This is a genomic window from Methylobacterium sp. Leaf123, from assembly GCF_001423405.1.
GTDB lineage: Bacteria > Pseudomonadota > Alphaproteobacteria > Rhizobiales > Beijerinckiaceae > Methylobacterium.
In genome coordinates, this window is record NZ_LMNS01000023.1 from 1 (window position 1) to 14,373 (window position 14,373).

Genomic DNA, 14,373 nt, shown 5'->3' on the forward strand with positions numbered 1-14,373 from the left:
CTGCCCGAGGGCACCGAGATGGTGATGCCGGGCGACAACGTGACCATGGACGTGGTGCTGATCGTGCCGGTGGCCATGGAAGAGAAGCTGCGCTTCGCTATCCGCGAGGGTGGCCGCACCGTCGGTGCCGGCGTCGTCGCCGCCATCAACGACTGATTTTTTGGGTTGGCCGCACGGGCTTCGCTCGTGCGGCCGCCTCGATCAGACAAAACGACGAGGGCCGGCGCGCAGCGCCGGCCCTTTTTTCGTATGTGCCGTGGGCCCACGAGCCGACGGCGACGGCTTGCTCAGGCGCATTGCCCAGTTGCGCGGGTCGCTCAAACATCGCGGCGACCACCGCACCGATCCCTTCTGCCAGGCGGGCACCCGATCGCGCAGGCCGATCCGCACGGGGCACTCCAGCGCCATCACGATCCGCACGGCGTATATGTCCGGCTAGGCAGTCAGACCTTGAGCCTATCGGAGGGGCCAGCCGAACCCGGACTTCACTTATCTGGACCCTCAGCTCGAGAAGGAGCCGAATCCCTCGAAATCACTTGTGCGCGAAATGCGGTTGGCCGGCGCGTTTTGCGGCCCATGGGGCACATGGCTTGTCATGGTAACGGGTACTGACTTCGCCCGTCCGGCGTTGCTCGTCGTGGGCGCGGTTTTACCGCTACGCTTCCACGTCGCAAGCATAGCAGTGCCGTTCGACTTGTTGACGTCGCGCATTGGGATGCCTTGTTGGCGATCAATTATTCAGGAAGTGCGCAGAGAACGCGCGCTCGATGCTCATGTTCCGGGCATGCGCGCAGCGAACGCGGAGCGGCGGCGGGGGTCGGTTTTCAGACAGAGCGGCGAGATTAAAACGGTGATGTTCCACGAAGCGACATCGCCTCCGTCCGGCTCCGACCGGACCGGCTTGGGTTAGATCCGCCTTTGGCGGTCAGGCTAGCAAAGAACGGGAGCGCATGGTTGCCCGACGCGCGGCTGATGTCGCCGAGGATGGCCACGCCGGTTAGATTGATGAAGCGGAGGTCGCCCGCTTCGGCAGTTGGCAACGCCTGGGAAGAGAGGATGCGCCGGCCGCAAGCGAACGGGGAGAACGCAGCGGCCGGCGCACTCGCGGCCGGGAGCCAGAGACTCGACCGCCGCGATTCATGATGGGCCCCGATCAACGCTCACCCGCTCCGAGGGCTCCCGAGGCCGCCTGCGGCCTTTCGCGACGCCTCCGGGAAACCCGCGAGTGCACCCGCATAGCTGCGATGATGTCGCTCGGAACACCGGCCGGCGCTGGCGTCTTGCTCCTCGGTATGAGCAGTCCATCCAGCGGAGGGCACACGCGATGCAGGATTATGGGGCCTCGGCCGGGATCGGGTTCTTGGCCGGGCTGCGCACCATGTCGGCCTGCGCCGCGCTGAGTTGGGCCGCCGCGCGCGGGCGAACCCGGAGCGCTGCGATCCCGTCCGGTCCCGTTGCGCGGACCGTCGCCACCACGGCAGCGTTGGCGGAGATGGCCGGGGACAAGATGCCGTTCGCGCCCGACCGGCGCATTCCCCCCTCATTCGCGGTTCGGCTCGCGATCGGCGCCGTTGGTGGCTGGATGCTCGCCGGGCGCCACGCTTCGCCCGAGGCCGGTGCCCTGGCCGGTGTCGCGGGCGCCGTCGCCGGCACGCTGATGGGCCGCGCTACGCGGGGAGCCGGCCCAGCTGCGCCCTTCGGTCTCGCGCGGGGGCTCGCCGAGGATCTGGTGGCCGTCGGCCTTGCCGCGGCTCTGGTCGCCTCCGCGGACCGACAGCGGCCGTCGCGCCGTCATTACATCTGAACCCGAGATGGTCCGTTCACGGGCGCGGGGCGGCTCGCACACCCCACGCCAGCCACGGCGCGCTGCACCTTCATCGGTCGCTGTTCGTGGAGGCCTACAATGGCGGTTACCGGCTCAGAACTTTGCGCGACCGGGCGCCCTGTGAAGTCATCTGCCAGACCTGGGGAAACAGTCCGACCGGTTCAGGCTCGATCCGCCATCACACACCAAGAGCGAAGATCGAGCGCCCCTTGCCGGGGCCTCGCCATGTCCGGCCATGGCAGATTGCTGACGATTACGCGTATGCGCGGAAAAAGAGGTCCGGCATCTAAGTCGTTGGCACGGAACGACGGAGTGAAGGCTTGGCTGGGGCGCCAGGATTCGAACCTGGGAATGGCGGTACCAAAAACCGCTGCCTTACCACTTGGCGACGCCCCATCGGCTTCAAGCCGCCGGATCTCTAGACGGGCCCGGCGGGACTGGCAACTGGGTTGAATGCCGACGCCACGCACCGACGCACGTTTGTGAAACGATCGCTTGGGCTCGTGCCTTTGGGCGAGCCTGCACGGCGCCCCTGCGCCGGATCGATGCGACGGCTTATCGTGGGGCCGGATGGCAGGAGCGGGATGGTAAGGGATGACGATGCGGGATCGGGTGGCGGTCGTGACCGGGGCAGGCTCCGGCATCGGGCGGGCGGTAGCGCTGGGATTGGCGCAGGCCGGGTGGCGGCTGGTGTTGGCCGGACGGCGGGGCGAGGCGCTGGAGCGGGTCGCCGCGGCGTTGCCGGGCCCATCCTTATGCGTGCCGACCGACGTGTCCGATCCGCGCGCCGTCGAAGCCCTGTTCGCAACAGTCGGCGAGCGTTTCGGGCGGCTCGACCTTCTGTTTAACAATGCCGGGATCTTCACCCCCGCCGCGACGGTGGATGAGATCGCGGTCGAGGATTGGCTTGCCAGCGTCAACGTCAACCTCACGGGCACCTTCCTCTGCACCCGCGCCGCCTTCGGGATGATGCGCCGGCAGGAGCCCAGGGGCGGGCGCATCATCAACAACGGCTCGATCGCGGCCTACGCGCCGCGGCCGATGTCGGCGCCCTACAGCGCCACCAAACACGCCATCACCGGCCTGACCCGCGCCACCGCACTGGACGGGCGCCCCTTCGACATCGCCTGCGGGCAGATCGATGTCGGCAATGCCGAGACCGAGATGACCCAGAGCTTCGGGCAGGGCGCGCGGCAGGCCGACGGCTCGATCCGACCGGAACCGTATATGGAGGCGGCCCACGTCGCCGAGGCGGTCGTCTACATGGCCGGGCTGCCGCTCTCGGCCAATGTGCTGTTCATGACCGTGATGGCGACGAACATGCCCTTCGTCGGGCGAGGGTAGGGGAGTCGGCTTTGCGTAGGCGGCGCGGAACGCGTAGAGAGCGGAACACCGCCCGGTCCCCCTTCGAGACGAGCGGCCGACCGCCCCGCGGCGGCCGGTGCCCGCCATGCTGATGCAAACAGACGCCAAATCCGCTGACGCGAAGACCGATCCGGTCGCGCGGCGGCGCACCTTCGCCATCATCTCGCACCCGGATGCGGGCAAGACCACGCTGACGGAAAAGCTGCTGCTGTTCGGCGGCGCGATCCAGCTCGCGGGCGAGGTCAAGGCCAAGCGCAACCGTGTCTCCACCCGCTCCGACTGGATGGGCATCGAGAAGGAGCGCGGCATCTCGGTCGTCACCTCGGTGATGACCTTCGAGTATGGCGACTGCGTCTTCAACCTGCTCGACACGCCGGGCCACGAGGACTTCTCGGAGGACACCTACCGCACGCTCACGGCTGTCGATTCCGCCGTGATGGTCATCGACGCCGCCAAGGGCATCGAGGCGCGCACGCGCAAGCTGTTCGAAGTGTGCCGGCTCAGGGACATCCCGATCGTCACCTTCGTGAACAAGCTCGACCGCGAGGCGCGCGACCCGTTCGAGACCCTCGACGAGATCGAGAAGACGCTCGCCCTCGACGTGGCCCCCGTGACCTGGCCGATCGGCCTGGGGCGCAACTTCGCCGGCACCTACGAGCTCGGCGGCAACCGCGTGCGCCGGCTCGACGCCGCGGACGATGCGGGTACGATCCCTGTCTCGGGCTTCAATGATCCGCTCTTCGATACGCTGCTCACGGAGAACGGCGCGGCCGATGCGTGGCGTGAGGAGGTGGAGCTGGCCGAAGGCGGCCTCAAGACCTTCAATCTCGAAGCCTTCCGCGAGGGGCACCTGACCCCGGTCTTCTTCGGCTCGGCCCTGCGCAATTTCGGCGTGCGCGACCTCATCGACGGGCTCGCCCGCTTCGCGCCGCCCCCGCGCGGCCAGGAGGCGGACAAGCGCGCCGTGCAGCCATCCGAGCCGAAGATGACCGGCTTCGTGTTCAAGATCCAAGCGAACATGGATCCGAACCACCGCGACCGGATCGCCTTCATGCGGGTCTGTTCGGGCCAGCTTCGGCGCGGCATGAAGGCCAAGCTGGTGCGGACGGGCAAGCCGATGTCGCTCTCGGCGCCGCAATTCTTCTTCGCCCAGGACCGGGCCATCGCCGACGAGGCCTATGCCGGTGACGTGGTCGGCATCCCCAACCACGGGACGCTGCGCATCGGCGACACGCTGACCGAGGGCGAGGAGATCGTCTTCCGCGGCGTGCCGAGCTTCGCCCCCGAGATCATGCGGCGGATCAAGCTCACCGACGCGATGAAGGCCAAGAAGCTCCGGGAAGCGCTCCAGCAGATGGGCGAGGAGGGCGTCGTGCAGGTCTTCATCCCGCAGGACGGCTCACCGGCCATCGTCGGCGTGGTCGGCGCGCTGCAGCTCGACGTGCTGAAGGAGCGGCTGCAGGCGGAATATGGCCTGCCGATCGACTACGAGACGACGCGGTTCTCGGTCTGCCGCTGGATCGAGGCGGAATCGGAGGTCGAGATCGACCGGTTCGTGAATTCCCATGGCTCGGCCATGGCGAGCGATCTCGACGGCGCGCCGGTCTTCATGGCCACCACCGCCTTCTCACTCCGCTACGAGGAAGAGCGTTGGGAGAAGATCCGGTTCACGGACGTGAAGGATTACCAGAAGCGGGCGGCGTGAGCGGGGCGGCCGAGGCCTTGAGCCATCGGCCGCGCCACGCGGTTCTCAATCGTAGTTGAAATCGAGCGAACGCTCGAAGGCGATCGCGCTCATCTCGCGTCCCTTCGGGTCGGCGACGGAGATGTCGCGAAAGCCGCGTCCGGCCAACTCCCAGGTCTTTTCGAGGGCCTGCTCGTCCGTGCCGCAGGCGAAGGCCAGCGTGCGGCCGGCGGGATCCGTGCCGGTTACCTTGTACATGGCCGCGCTCCTGTCCGAGCCGTGGAGTATAGGCTCGGCATTGTCCGAGAGAAGGGGTTGCTGGCGAAGCGCGCTCCAGCGCAACGCCTCAGCCGAGCAGCGCCGCCTTGTCCACGTCGAGCGCCCGGGCCAGATCGTCGAGCACCACATGCTCGCTCTCGGTGATGCCGCCCTTATCGGCCACATCCGCCGCGATCAGGAAGACGTGCTGGCGCTGCTCCAGGGGACGGTCGGCAATGGCCGCGACGTGCTGGCTGTTCTCCAGGCGCCCGGCGCGCAGCTCCGCGCGGGCGAGCGCCTCGAACAGCGCCTGTTCGAGCGTGAGCGTGTCGTAGGATTTCTGAAGGATCGGGTTGGCCCGCATGCTGACGAGGGCCGCCTCGATCTCCTCGTCATCGGTGTCACCGTCGGCGACGATCACGTTGGCCGCGGCGGAGACCGCCGCCTGCATGAAAACGGAATCGCCGGCATAGGACATCACCACCCGGTTCAAACGGACGAGGGCGTCCTGAAAAAACCCCATCTTGCAATCCCCCCAGGCGCCTGGCTCCAAGCGCACGACCCTAGCCCGATGGTTCCAACGCAGGCAGCGACCCGTCAAGATGGCAAGCTTGACGGATCCCTCACAGTTCCGCCGAGCGCCGCGATAGTTCCGCCCGCAGGTGGCGCGCCGCCTCGACCAGAGCCGCATCCCGGCGCTGACGCGGGCGGGGCGGGGCGAGGGTGACGTCCGCCGCGATCCGGCCGGGGCTGCCCGCCAGCACCACGACCCGGTCGGCGAGGTAGACCGCCTCGTCGATGTCGTGGGTCACGAACAGCACCGTCTTGCCCGTCTGCGCCTTGATGCGCTGGATCTCGTCCTGAAGGCCCTCGCGGGTGAAGCTGTCGAGCGCCGAGAACGGCTCGTCCATCAGCAGCACCTCGGGCTCGACCGCAAGGGCGCGGGCGATGGCGATGCGCTGGCGCTGCCCGCCGGAGAGCTGGTGCGGCCAGCGTCCGGCGAGGTCGGAGAGCCCAACGAGCTTGAGCATCGCCGCCGCCCGCTCACGGCGCTCGGCCTTCGAGAGGCCGTGCCGCTCCAGGCCGAAGGCGACGTTGTCGATCACCCGCCGCCAGGGCAGCAGCCGCGCATCCTGAAACACCAGCGCCATCGGCGTGCGGGTTTTCTGGGGATCGGTGCCGAGATGGACCGTGCCGCCGCTGGGTTTGGCCAGATCGATCAGCACGCGCAGGAGCGTGGATTTGCCGACGCCCGACTCGCCGACGATGACGAGGAACTGCCCGCGCGGCACCGCCAGATCGAGGGCGGACAGGATCTCCGTGCGCCGCCCGTCGCGCTCGTAGGCGAGGCTCAGGCCCCGGATGTCGATGATGGGGCCGCTCATGCGCGCCACCGCAGCAGCCAGCCCTGCAGGGCGACGAAGCCGGTATCGAACAGGCCGTACAGCCCGGCCATGGTGAGCATGTAGACCACGACGATGTCGGTGGAGAGGAGCGAGGAGGCCTGCATCATCCGCGCGCCGATGCCGGGCACGCCGAAGATCTCTGCCGCGACCACCGCCATCCAAGCCTGACCCAGCGCCGTGCGCAGGCCGACGAGGATACCCGGCGTGGCGGCGGGCAGAAGGATCTTGGTGAGCCGCGCCAGAGGCCCACGGAAGCCGAAGGCCTGGGCCACCTCGATCAGGTCGCGATCGACGCCGCGCACCGCGCCCTGGGTCGCGAAGAACACGATCCAGAACACGCCGATGGCGATGATGAACACGGCGGCCGAGGGCTGCACCCCGAACCAGATGATGGCGAAGGGCACCCAGGCGAGGCCGGGAATGGGCCGCAGCAGCCGCACGATCCCCGCGGTCAGGCTGTCGAACCACGCGAACATGCCCGTGGCCAGCCCGAGGGCGACGCCCGCGAGCGCGCCCGCGCCGAGCCCGACCATGTAATGGCTCAGGCTCTCGACGACCGCCGTCGGCCAGGCGCCGTTGGCGATCTCCCGGGCGAAGGCCGCCGGGATGGAGGAGGGCGGCGGCAGGAAGGCCGGGTTGATGAGGTCGAGCCGGGGGGCGGCCTCCCACAGAGCGAGGAAGGCGGCCAGCCCGACGACCGCCAGGGCGGCCGAGCGGAACGGGGTCATGGTGTCCGGGTCGTGGAAATCAGGGCTTCTTGACCGCGTCGAACGGCTTGGCGTCGAACAGGCCGTCGGTGGGCGCCTCCTTGTCGAGGGTGCCGATCGAGACCTGATAGGCCTGCATCTTCTTCGTCGCCTCGATGATCGTGCGCGGATCGGCGACGAATTTCGCGGCCGGCGAGGAGAGCGCCTTCTGGATCGTGGCGACGTCCGTGATGCCCTTACCCAAAGCCGCCTCGACCGGCGGGGCGGCCCGCGCCGGATCGGTCTTCAAGAGGTCGGTCGCCTTGACCAGCGCCGAGACGAGGCCCTCCACCGCCTTCGGGTTGGCGTCGGCGAACTTGCCGTAGACGGCCACCACGGTGCCCGGCTGATCGGGGAACATCTCGCCGCCGGTGGCGATCAACGTGATCTTCGGGTTGCGGCCCTGGACGATGGTGAGCGCCGGCTCTCGGATCGAGGCGCCATCGACGGCGCCGGCCAGCAGCGCCTGCTGGGTCGCGTCGATGCCCATGGCGACGATCTCGACATCGGCCTTGTCGGCCTTCACCACCTGCCAGAGCCAGTGCTGGAGGGTGGTGTTCGGCACCGAGCCGGGCGGCTGCGTGGCGAGCCGGGCGGGGCGGCCCTCCTTGGCCTTGAACTGCTTGAAGGCCTCGGCCTTGCTCGGGGCGGAGGCGAAGTAGGGCGCGAGCTTGGGGGCGGCCACGAACACCATCTCCTCGATGGCGGTGGCAGCCACGACCCGCACGTCGATGCCCTTGGTCCGGGCGACCGCGAGCGGCGCGATGCCGGCGACGTAGACGTCGATGGTGCCGGAGGCCAGCGCCTGGATCATGTTGGGGCCGGATTCGAAGGTGGTGAAGGCCGGGGCCAGCCCGGCTTCCTTGAGCCATCCCTCGCCGTTGGCGACGAAGACCGGGGCGGCGCCGATCACCGGAATCACGCCGATGCGTACGGGCACGGTCTGCGCGGCGAGGGGCGCGGCGAAGGCTACGGGAAGGGCGGAAAGCCCCGCGATCAGGGCGAAGGCCTTGAACAGATTGCGCATCGAGACGGGTTCCAGGGGAGCCGGATGGCGTTCCCCATGGCACAGCGGGCGCCATCTTCCAATCGCGCTTCCGCACTGGCGTCACGCGGGAGCGGCAGGCCGGACGACGAAGCTTTGCCGGCCTGCGACGGAACGGCCCCGTTCCTCCTACCGTTTACCCAGCCGAAAGCGGCATCCACGCCGCGGGACAGACGACAGGACATTCTACGCCATGAGCCTCCTCGGAAGCATCGTCAGCAAGATCCTCAACCCCTTCGGCACGTCGGAGGCGAAGGCCGGCGAGTCGTCCGCCAAGCCGTCCGAGACGCAGGCCCAGCCGTCCTCCGGCGGCGGCAGCGCCCCGGCCTCCACGCCCACCAGCGGCGGAACGTCGTCGGGCGGACAGGTCGATGTCGAGGCCGTGCTCAACGACCTCGCCGCGAAGAATTCGCAGAAGCTGAACTGGCGCAGCTCGATCGTCGATCTGATGAAGCTCCTCGACCTCGATTCGAGCCTGCACGCCCGCCAGCAGCTCGCCGACGAGCTGCACTACACCGGCGACAAGAACGACTCGGCCTCAATGAACATCTGGCTGCACAAGCAGGTCATCAAGAAGCTCGAAGAGAACGGCGGCAAAGTCCCGGCCGATCTCAAGGACTGAGAGAACCGATAGCGGTCACGTCGGCGCCCTCGCCGACGTAAAAAAGTGGGTGGCGGGCATGAACGCCCGCCGCCCACTTTCGTTTTTAGGCTGCTTGCAGGAGCGGAGGCCGGCGGGTTCAAGCAGGCGGTGGACGTTGAACCCAAGCGCCCGTGCGAGGGTCGCCAACGCGATGGCGTCGAAGGACACTGCGGGCTGCGCCGATGGATCACCGCGAAATCGTTTGGGATGAGTCTACCGGCCGATCGGATCGGCCCACGGTCGCCCCCCGTCGCGCGGCCGAAGCACAGGGCCACCGAAGCGCGGCTCGGATGGGCCGACGGAAGCCGGCACAGCGCTCTGCAAGCGCATCGCTAACCGGGCGACGCGGAACCCTTCAGGCAAGAAAAAATCCCGCACCCTTCAACAAGGTACGGGATCAAAACTTAGAAGACCAAGGATCTCGATAAGCGGGAGATCAAATGGTGCCCAGGAAAGGACTCGAACCTTCACCTCTTGCAAGACTGGTACCTGAAACCAGCGCGTCTACCAATTCCGCCACCTGGGCGCCGGACCGTTGCCGGTCGGCGATGGGGTTCGTTTAGGGGGCGGCGGCGAAGGCGTCAATCGCTGTTTCGTCGCCGCCGGTCAAAAATCCCGAAGCGGGCTTTTCCCGCGGCGCGGGGGCAACACAGGCCCACCGCGCCGGAGTGAGGCTCAGCCGCGCCACTCGCGGATGTCGACGAAGCGGCCGGCCACCGCCGCCGCCGCCGCCATGGCCGGGGAGACGAGGTGGGTGCGCCCGCGCGGGCCCTGGCGGCCCTCGAAGTTGCGGTTCGAGGTCGAGGCGCAGCGCTCGCCCGGCCGCAGCTTGTCCGGGTTCATGCCGAGGCACATCGAGCAGCCGGGCTCGCGCCAGTCGAAGCCGGCATCCTTGAGGATGCGGTCGATCCCCTCGGCTTCGGCCTGCGCTTTCACGAGGCCGGAGCCTGGCACCACCATCGCCGAGACGCTGTCATGCACCTTGCGGCCCTCGACCATCTTGGCGACGATCCGCAGATCCTCGATGCGGCCATTGGTGCAGGAGCCGATGAACACCCGGTCGAGGGTGACGTCGGTCATCCGCGTGCCCGGCGTCAGGCCCATATAGGCCAGCGCCTTCTCCTTGGACTGGCGCTTGTTCTCATCCGCGATCTGGGCCGGATCGGGCACCGTGCCGAGGATCGAGACGATGTCCTCAGGGCTCGTGCCCCAGGAAACCAGCGGGGGGAGGTTGGCCGCGTCGAGACGGATCTCGCGGTCGAAATGCGCGCCCTCGTCGGTGGCCAGGCTCTCCCAGTAGCGGCGGGCGGCGTCGAACGCCGCGCCCTTCGGCGCCTTCGGGCGGTCCTTGACGTAGGCGTAGGTCGTCTCGTCGGGCGCGACCATGCCGGCGCGGGCCCCGCCCTCGATCGACATGTTGCAGATCGTCATCCGGCCCTCCATCGAGAGGGCGCGGATCGCCTCGCCGGCATATTCGATGACGTGGCCGGTGCCGCCGGCGGTGCCGATCTCGCCGATGATGGCGAGCACGATGTCCTTGGCGCTGACGCCCCGCGGCAAGGTGCCGTCGACCGTCACCCGCATGTTCTTGGCCTTGCGCTGGATCAGCGTCTGCGTGGCGAGCACGTGCTCGACCTCAGACGTGCCGATGCCGTGGGCCAGCGCGCCGAAGGCGCCGTGGGTCGAGGTGTGGGAATCGCCGCACACGATCGTCTGGCCCGGCAGGGTGAAGCCCTGCTCCGGCCCGATGATGTGGACGATGCCCTGGCGCTTGTCGAAGGCATCGTAGAACTCGATGCCGAAGTCGCGCACGTTCTCGGCGAGCGCCTCGAGCTGGGTGCGGCTCTCGGGATCCTCGATGCCCTTGGAGCGGTCCGAGGTTTGGACGTTGTGATCGACGACGGCCAGCGTCTTGTGCGGCGCGCGCACCGTACGGCCGGCGACGCGAAGCCCCTCGAACGCCTGGGGGCTCGTCACCTCGTGCACGAGGTGGCGGTCGATGTAGAGGAGGGCGGAGCCATCCGGCTCGACATCGACGACGTGGTCGTCCCAGATCTTGTCGTAGAGGGTGCGCGGCGCGGTCATGATGCAGCTATTCTGACGGGTTGAAGGCTCCATCGCGGAAAACGCCTCGACCGGGCCGCGGGAAACCATGCGGCCGGATCGCGGGGAGTATCCGGAAGACCTCTTGTGTAATGCTCCTCCGGCGATTTCGGAAGGGCGGCGGCGCACATGCGGCACGCATGACACTTTTGCAGCCGGCCCACCCCACCCGGCTCGCCCCGGCTGGACCGGGGCGCGGCGCAGCGATACTCCCGGCCCCTCCTTTGTTGATTTCCCCTTTGCCGACCTTTGGGAGGCGAGCCGGTGCCGCCAGCCGAGACGCCCGAGATCCTGCTGATCCGGCAGACCCGCCCCGACGTGGCCGGGCGGCTCGCCGAGCGCTTCCGCCTGCACCGTTTGGAGGAAGCGCCCGACCGCGCGGCGTTCCTCGATGCGGTGGGACCGCGCATCCGAGGGCTCGCGGTCGGCGCCATGTGCCCGATCGATGCGGAGCTGTTCGACCGCTTGCCGCGGCTCGAAATCGTGGCGAGCTTCGGCGTCGGCTACGACACGATCGATGCGGTTGAGGCGCATCGCCGCGGCATCGTCGTCACCCACACGCCGGATGTGCTCTCCGATGAGGTGGCCGACCTCGCGCTGGGCCTCCTGCTCGCCACCCTGCGCCAGATTCCGCAGGCCGACCGCTACCTGCGCGCCGGGCGCTGGCGCGAGGGCAGCTTCCCGCTCACCACGAGCCTGCGGGAGCGCCGGGTCGGCATCCTCGGGCTCGGCCGGATCGGACGGGCGATCGCCCGGCGGCTCGAAGGGTTCGGCGTGCAAATCGCCTATCACGGGCGCAGGCCGCAGGCCGACATTCCTTATGCCTACCATGACAGCCTGCTCGGGCTGGCCCAGGCGGTCGATACGCTGATCGTGGCCGCACCCGGGGGCCTGAGCACGAACGGGATCGTCGATGCCGGGGTGCTGGCGGCGCTCGGGGCGGACGGCATCGTCGTCAACATCGCCCGCGGCAGCGTCATCGACGAGGCGGCGCTGATCGCCGCGCTTCAAGCGGGGACGATCCTCGGGGCGGGGCTCGACGTCTTCGCGAACGAGCCGCAGGTGCCGCAGGCGCTGATCGACCTCGATCGCACCGTGCTGCTGCCGCATGTCGGCTCGGGCTCGCACCACACCCGCGCGGCGATGGGCCGGCTGCTCACCGACAATCTGTTCTCGTGGTTCGACGGCAAGGGCCCGGTGACGCCGGTGCCGGAAACGCCCTGGAAGGGCCAGCGATGAGGGGCCCGACGATGATGCGCATGGCACGGTCAATGGCACGGTCAGGAGCTTGGGCCGGAGTTTTGGCCGCCGCCCTGGCGGCCCTGCCGCCGAGCGCGGCCCGGGCGCAGGAGAATCCGCCCGAAGCCGAGCCCGCGCCCGCGGTCACGCCGGCGGAGGGCGCGGGCGGCGCGCCGACCGGGCTCGCGACCCTGCCCGAGACCCTGACCGGTGCGGCCGGCACCTGGGATCTGTCCCTGGAGGGCGGGCGGCGACGCTGTGTGCTGACGCTGGCCATGGAGACCGGGCCGAGCGGGCGCGCGGCGCGCTTCCCCGCCGGCTGCCGCCGGGCGCTACCGCTCATGGCCGGCATCGGCGGTTGGCTGTTCACGGGCGAGGGCCTGCGCCTCGTGGACCGGAACCTGCGGCCGGTGCTGGCCTTCGCCAAGAACCCGGACGGGATGAGCCTCGGGGCCACCGCCGAGAACGGCGAGCGCTACAACCTCGTGCCGTTGCAGATCGCGGCGATGCTGCCGCCCGCGCCCCCCGGCACGGCCACCGTCACGCCCGCGACGAATGCGGCGGAGGGCGACGCGCCCGCCGCGGCCGCCGCACCGGAGAAGCCCGCGGAGGGTCCGGCTCCGGGCCTCTATGCCCTCGACCGCGCCGAGCAGAAGGATGTCTGCCGCCTCGAATTCTCGCTGTCGCTCGAGGCCGGGAAGGACACGGCCCCCGTGCGGGTGCTGCCGGATTGCCGCGACAGCGGGATCACGGTGTTCGATCCGGTGAGTTGGCGCTTTGCCAACGGGCATCTGACGCTGAAGGCGCGGCGCGGCCACGCGGTGAGCCTCGTGGCGATCGGGGAGGGGCGCTGGCGCCGCGACCCCGAGATCGGCGTGGCCCTCGTGCTCCGGAAGGTCGAGCCGTAGGGCATCGTCCCGAAAGGTGGAGGCCGGCTTTCGGGGAAAGACGATGCTCTTGGTCCCGCGGCTCAGAGCAGCGGCCGCAGGGCGAGGTGCAACCCGAGGCCCAGCAGGCCGACGAAGAAGCAGCGGCGGAACACGCGCTCGCTGACGCGCCCCCGCACCCAGCCGCCGAGCGCCATCCCGACCAGGGCCGGGACGAGGGCGATGAGGGAGGTGCCCGCGACGCTGAGCGAGAGGGCGCCGCCGCCGGCCAGGGCGATGGCGAGCGCGACGGTGGAGACGGTGAAGGACAGGCCCAGCGCCTGGATCAGGTCGTCCTTGGTCAGGCCCAGCGCGCCGAGATAGGGCGCGGAGGGGAATGAGGAGACGGCGGTCGCCGCCGTCACCAGCCCCGTCGCCGCGCCGACGAGGGGCCCGAGCCAGCGTTCCATGCCCGGCGGAACATGGAGCCGCAGGGCGGCAAGGCCGATCACGGCGTAGGCGATCAAAGCGAGGCCGAGGAAGACCGTGGCCTCGGCGCCGTAATTCCCATGAAGGATTCCCGCCGCGACCAGGGTGCCGACCACGCTCGCCGCCAGCATCGGCCAGAGCCGGCGCAGCAGCGTGCCGAAGCGCGGGCCTGCGGCGAGCTGCCAGACATTGGTGACGATGGCGGGCACGACGAGCAGCGCTGCGGCCTGGACCGGCGCCATGACGAGGCTCAGCAGGCCCATGGCAACGGGCGGCAAGCCGAGCCCGACCATGCCCTTGACGAAGCCCGCAAGCAGGAAGGCCGACGCCGCCACGGCGAGGGGGAGGGGATCCATGGGAAAAGTCATGAGCACGTTCTGATCGGGGGAGAATGCAAGGGTCAGTCGTGGAGACGCATATCGCGCAGAATCGCCTGCCGCGCGGCGTCCGCCTCGGCCTCCTCCGCGGAGAGCGGCGCGGCGGCCGGCACGGGCCGGGCGATTGCGGCCGGCGGTGCGCCTATGCAAGCGCGCGGTCCGGCATCGGAGCGGGCGATGGCGACCAGCGCGGTCAAACCCGCGAGGAGAAGGGCCGCCGTTTCGAGCCGGGCATCGCCCGAGCGGATCGTCGTCTGTGCGTCGCGTGGCATAGCCGGACTTTCGCAGCGTGACGGTGCGCGACAATGCGGAACTGGCCCGTGTCAG

The 14,373-nt window shown here is 69.3% G+C and carries 16 protein-coding genes and 2 tRNA genes; 7 read left to right on the forward strand and 11 right to left on the reverse strand.

Translation table 11 applies throughout. The features are described 5' to 3' along the window. The coding region (locus ASF53_RS25020; RefSeq protein WP_082482702.1) for an EF-Tu C-terminal domain-related protein at positions 1-156 on the forward strand (156 nt) is incomplete at its 5' end. A gap of 1,176 nt (positions 157-1,332) precedes the next feature. On the opposite strand, the gene ASF53_RS26735 is transcribed toward ASF53_RS25020, so the two are convergent. Then, positions 1,333-1,506: a hypothetical protein gene (locus tag ASF53_RS26735; RefSeq protein ID WP_286134473.1), complete on the reverse strand. Its 174-nt coding sequence runs from the start codon at positions 1,504-1,506 to the stop codon at positions 1,333-1,335. Between ASF53_RS26735 and ASF53_RS25030 the strand changes: the two genes are divergently transcribed. Continuing rightward, positions 1,439-1,804, forward strand: coding sequence for a hypothetical protein (locus tag ASF53_RS25030; protein ID WP_286134468.1), 366 nt, complete (start codon positions 1,439-1,441; stop codon positions 1,802-1,804). The genes ASF53_RS26735 and ASF53_RS25030 overlap by 68 nt on opposite strands. A 342-nt stretch (positions 1,805-2,146) precedes the next feature. On the opposite strand, the gene ASF53_RS13750 is transcribed toward ASF53_RS25030, so the two are convergent. Next, a tRNA-Gln gene (locus tag ASF53_RS13750) sits at positions 2,147-2,221 on the reverse strand. A 198-nt stretch (positions 2,222-2,419) separates the two neighbouring features. On the opposite strand from ASF53_RS13750, the gene ASF53_RS13755 reads away from it, so the two are divergent. Both ASF53_RS13755 and ASF53_RS13760 read left to right on the forward strand, forming a co-directional pair. Further along, positions 2,420-3,169 carry an SDR family oxidoreductase gene (locus ASF53_RS13755; RefSeq protein ID WP_056199162.1) on the forward strand — a complete coding sequence of 250 codons (750 nt, stop codon included), beginning with the start codon at positions 2,420-2,422 and terminating at the stop codon, positions 3,167-3,169. Between the two features lie 106 nt (positions 3,170-3,275). After that, entirely contained in the window at positions 3,276-4,895 is a 1,620-nt protein-coding gene (locus ASF53_RS13760; protein ID WP_056199165.1) for a peptide chain release factor 3, read from the forward strand. Between the two features lie 45 nt (positions 4,896-4,940). On the opposite strand, the gene ASF53_RS13765 is transcribed toward ASF53_RS13760, so the two are convergent. The 5 genes from ASF53_RS13765 to ASF53_RS13785 form a co-directional block, all read right to left on the reverse strand. Beyond that, entirely contained in the window at positions 4,941-5,132 is a 192-nt protein-coding gene (locus ASF53_RS13765; protein WP_056199169.1) for a hypothetical protein, read from the reverse strand. 88 nt (positions 5,133-5,220) lie between these two features. Continuing rightward, entirely contained in the window at positions 5,221-5,655 is a 435-nt protein-coding gene (locus ASF53_RS13770; protein ID WP_056199173.1) for a tellurite resistance TerB family protein, read from the reverse strand. Between the two features lie 100 nt (positions 5,656-5,755). Continuing rightward, positions 5,756-6,517 (reverse strand): ABC transporter ATP-binding protein, encoded by a 762-nt coding sequence (locus tag ASF53_RS13775; protein ID WP_056200130.1) that lies wholly within the window; start codon positions 6,515-6,517, stop codon positions 5,756-5,758. Beyond that, positions 6,514-7,266 (reverse strand): ABC transporter permease, encoded by a 753-nt coding sequence (locus tag ASF53_RS13780; RefSeq protein ID WP_056199176.1) that lies wholly within the window; start codon positions 7,264-7,266, stop codon positions 6,514-6,516. Before ASF53_RS13780 ends, ASF53_RS13775 begins: the two co-directional genes overlap by 4 nt. A gap of 19 nt (positions 7,267-7,285) precedes the next feature. Next, positions 7,286-8,311 (reverse strand): ABC transporter substrate-binding protein, encoded by a 1,026-nt coding sequence (locus tag ASF53_RS13785; protein WP_056199179.1) that lies wholly within the window; start codon positions 8,309-8,311, stop codon positions 7,286-7,288. A 211-nt stretch (positions 8,312-8,522) separates the two neighbouring features. Between ASF53_RS13785 and ASF53_RS13790 the strand changes: the two genes are divergently transcribed. Continuing rightward, positions 8,523-8,951, forward strand: coding sequence for a DUF3597 domain-containing protein (locus tag ASF53_RS13790; protein WP_056199182.1), 429 nt, complete (start codon positions 8,523-8,525; stop codon positions 8,949-8,951). A gap of 462 nt (positions 8,952-9,413) precedes the next feature. Here the strand turns inward: ASF53_RS13790 and ASF53_RS13795 are convergent. Both ASF53_RS13795 and leuC read right to left on the reverse strand, forming a co-directional pair. Next, positions 9,414-9,498 (reverse strand) — tRNA-Leu (locus ASF53_RS13795). A gap of 149 nt (positions 9,499-9,647) precedes the next feature. Beyond that, positions 9,648-11,057, reverse strand: coding sequence for a 3-isopropylmalate dehydratase large subunit (gene leuC / locus ASF53_RS13800; RefSeq protein ID WP_056199184.1), 1,410 nt, complete (start codon positions 11,055-11,057; stop codon positions 9,648-9,650). A 282-nt stretch (positions 11,058-11,339) separates the two neighbouring features. Between leuC and ASF53_RS13805 the strand changes: the two genes are divergently transcribed. Together ASF53_RS13805 and ASF53_RS13810 are read left to right on the forward strand one after the other, a co-directional pair. Continuing rightward, positions 11,340-12,314 carry a 2-hydroxyacid dehydrogenase gene (locus ASF53_RS13805; protein ID WP_056199187.1) on the forward strand — a complete coding sequence of 325 codons (975 nt, stop codon included), beginning with the start codon at positions 11,340-11,342 and terminating at the stop codon, positions 12,312-12,314. Next, positions 12,311-13,222 carry an AprI/Inh family metalloprotease inhibitor gene (locus ASF53_RS13810; RefSeq protein WP_056199191.1) on the forward strand — a complete coding sequence of 304 codons (912 nt, stop codon included), beginning with the start codon at positions 12,311-12,313 and terminating at the stop codon, positions 13,220-13,222. Before ASF53_RS13805 ends, ASF53_RS13810 begins: the two co-directional genes overlap by 4 nt. A gap of 62 nt (positions 13,223-13,284) precedes the next feature. Here ASF53_RS13810 and ASF53_RS13815 read toward each other — a convergent pair whose 3' ends face one another. After that, positions 13,285-14,037 carry a sulfite exporter TauE/SafE family protein gene (locus ASF53_RS13815; protein ID WP_056199194.1) on the reverse strand — a complete coding sequence of 251 codons (753 nt, stop codon included), beginning with the start codon at positions 14,035-14,037 and terminating at the stop codon, positions 13,285-13,287. A gap of 32 nt (positions 14,038-14,069) precedes the next feature. Next, positions 14,070-14,318, reverse strand: coding sequence for a hypothetical protein (locus ASF53_RS13820; RefSeq protein WP_056199198.1), 249 nt, complete (start codon positions 14,316-14,318; stop codon positions 14,070-14,072). Between the last annotated feature and the right edge of the window lie 55 nt (positions 14,319-14,373).

What these genes read in the sequence shown, in the direction of transcription:
- ASF53_RS13780 (WP_056199176.1), bottom strand. Translation starts at nt 7,266, where the DNA reads ATGACCCCGTTCCGCTCGGCCGCCCTGGCGGTCGTCGGGCTGGCCGCC.
- ASF53_RS13785 (WP_056199179.1), bottom strand. Translation starts at nt 8,311, where the DNA reads ATGCGCAATCTGTTCAAGGCCTTCGCCCTGATCGCGGGGCTTTCCGCC.
- ASF53_RS13765 (WP_056199169.1), bottom strand. Translation starts at nt 5,132, where the DNA reads ATGTACAAGGTAACCGGCACGGATCCCGCCGGCCGCACGCTGGCCTTC.
- ASF53_RS13790 (WP_056199182.1), top strand. Translation starts at nt 8,523, where the DNA reads ATGAGCCTCCTCGGAAGCATCGTCAGCAAGATCCTCAACCCCTTCGGC.
- ASF53_RS13755 (WP_056199162.1), top strand. Translation starts at nt 2,420, where the DNA reads ATGACGATGCGGGATCGGGTGGCGGTCGTGACCGGGGCAGGCTCCGGC.
- ASF53_RS13760 (WP_056199165.1), top strand. Translation starts at nt 3,276, where the DNA reads ATGCTGATGCAAACAGACGCCAAATCCGCTGACGCGAAGACCGATCCG.
- ASF53_RS13810 (WP_056199191.1), top strand. Translation starts at nt 12,311, where the DNA reads ATGAGGGGCCCGACGATGATGCGCATGGCACGGTCAATGGCACGGTCA.
- leuC (WP_056199184.1), bottom strand. Translation starts at nt 11,057, where the DNA reads ATGACCGCGCCGCGCACCCTCTACGACAAGATCTGGGACGACCACGTC.
- ASF53_RS13770 (WP_056199173.1), bottom strand. Translation starts at nt 5,655, where the DNA reads ATGGGGTTTTTTCAGGACGCCCTCGTCCGTTTGAACCGGGTGGTGATG.
- ASF53_RS13815 (WP_056199194.1), bottom strand. Translation starts at nt 14,037, where the DNA reads ATGACTTTTCCCATGGATCCCCTCCCCCTCGCCGTGGCGGCGTCGGCC.
- ASF53_RS13820 (WP_056199198.1), bottom strand. Translation starts at nt 14,318, where the DNA reads ATGCCACGCGACGCACAGACGACGATCCGCTCGGGCGATGCCCGGCTC.
- ASF53_RS13775 (WP_056200130.1), bottom strand. Translation starts at nt 6,517, where the DNA reads ATGAGCGGCCCCATCATCGACATCCGGGGCCTGAGCCTCGCCTACGAG.